Origin of the sequence: Pseudonocardia sp. SID8383 (genome assembly GCF_009864975.1) — a bacterium.
GTDB classification, from domain to species: Bacteria; Actinomycetota; Actinomycetes; order Mycobacteriales; family Pseudonocardiaceae; genus Pseudonocardia; species Pseudonocardia alni.
Genome location: NZ_WWFY01000971.1, coordinates 1 through 1,202 on the forward strand (window position 1 = coordinate 1; position 1,202 = coordinate 1,202).

The 1,202-nt window shown below is 78.3% G+C and carries 2 protein-coding genes; one reads left to right on the plus strand and one right to left on the minus strand.

Translation table 11 applies throughout. The features are described from left to right. Nucleotides 1-150 precede the first annotated feature (150 nt). On the plus strand, nucleotides 151-666 hold the full coding sequence (locus GTW08_RS23135) for a hypothetical protein (RefSeq protein WP_073576944.1): 516 nt from the start codon (nucleotides 151-153) through the stop codon (nucleotides 664-666). A gap of 9 nt (nucleotides 667-675) precedes the next feature. On the opposite strand, the gene GTW08_RS23140 is transcribed toward GTW08_RS23135, so the two are convergent. Next, nucleotides 676-1,202, minus strand: a 527-nt coding sequence (locus GTW08_RS23140) for a glycosyltransferase (RefSeq protein ID WP_275939020.1), incomplete at its 5' end; no start/stop codon positions are given.

The window sequence follows — 1,202 nt, forward strand, 5'->3', positions numbered from 1 at the left end:
GGAACCGCCGGGCGGTGCGCGCGGCGGGCTCGCCGACCGGCCCCCGGTGCCACCCCGTCGGTGCCACCCCGTCGGTGGCGCCGCGGCCGGCGCCGTCGTGGTGCAATGGCCGTCCCGACATCCCGGCACCAGTGACGACGAGGGAGCCGCATGAGCGCACCGCGTACGCCCGGCCCGGTCCCGCTGTCCCCGCAGGCGTCACCCGAGCTCGCCGACGAGCTCACTCGCATCGCATGGCGGGTCGACCGCTGGATCGACCCCGGTCCCGCCTCGGTCGTCGCCGGGGCGGGGGTCGCCGCCGTCGTCGCCGCCCTGCTCATGCCCTGGTCCACCCGCGGCGCCGGGTGGGAGGTCCTCGTCGGCCGGGCCGCGATGGGGCCGCTGCCGTGGCTGTTCACCGTGGTCGCGGTCGTCGCGGTGGGGGCGTCGGTGCTCGCCCTCCTGACCCGGCTCTGGCCGCTGGCCTGGACCGCGGCCACCGTCACCGGCGTCGGCGCGGTCACCGGGCTCTGGGCGGTGTGGTCGCGGCAGACCGCGGTCGCCGGCACCGACGACATCGGGCCGGGCCTGATCGTCACCGTGCTCGGGGTGCTCGTGCTGTTCGGCACCTGGGCGCGCACCGTCGTCGCCTGCGGGCCGCGCGTCCCGCACGGCCCGCCCGCCTGACCCGGCAGGTCAGGCCACGAGCGCGGGGACCCGACGCGCGGCCAGGTCCTCCAGGACGCCGACGGCGTCCTCCACCGGCGGCAGCGCCAGCATCGCGCGCTGGGCCGAGCGCATCCGCGCGCGGACGTCGTCGTCGCCCAGGAGCCGGGTGCACGTCGCGGCGATCTCGGCGGCGTCGGGCGTGCAGTGCGCGCCCAGCCCGAGCTCGGCGATCCGGCGGGCGTTGTGCTCCTGGTCCCCGAACTGCGGCAGCACCGCCAGCGGGACGCCGTGCCGCACGGCCTCGCGGACGCCGTTGTAGCCGCCGTGGGTCAGGAACAGGTCCGCGACCTGCAGGAGCAGCGGCTGCGGCACCCACGGCGCGGGATGCACGTGTGCAGGCAGCGCCAGGTCGTCGACCGGGAGGCCACCGGTGGACAGCACCACCTCGGCGTCGAGCCGGGACGCCGCCTCGGCCACCGTGCGCAGCGCGGCGTGCGGGTCGACGGGGGCGCGGCGCTCGGCACGCCCGGCCATCGCCGGCATCGCCGTCCCCA

What these genes read in the sequence shown, in the direction of transcription:
- GTW08_RS23135 (WP_073576944.1), top strand. Translation starts at nt 151, where the DNA reads ATGAGCGCACCGCGTACGCCCGGCCCGGTCCCGCTGTCCCCGCAGGCG.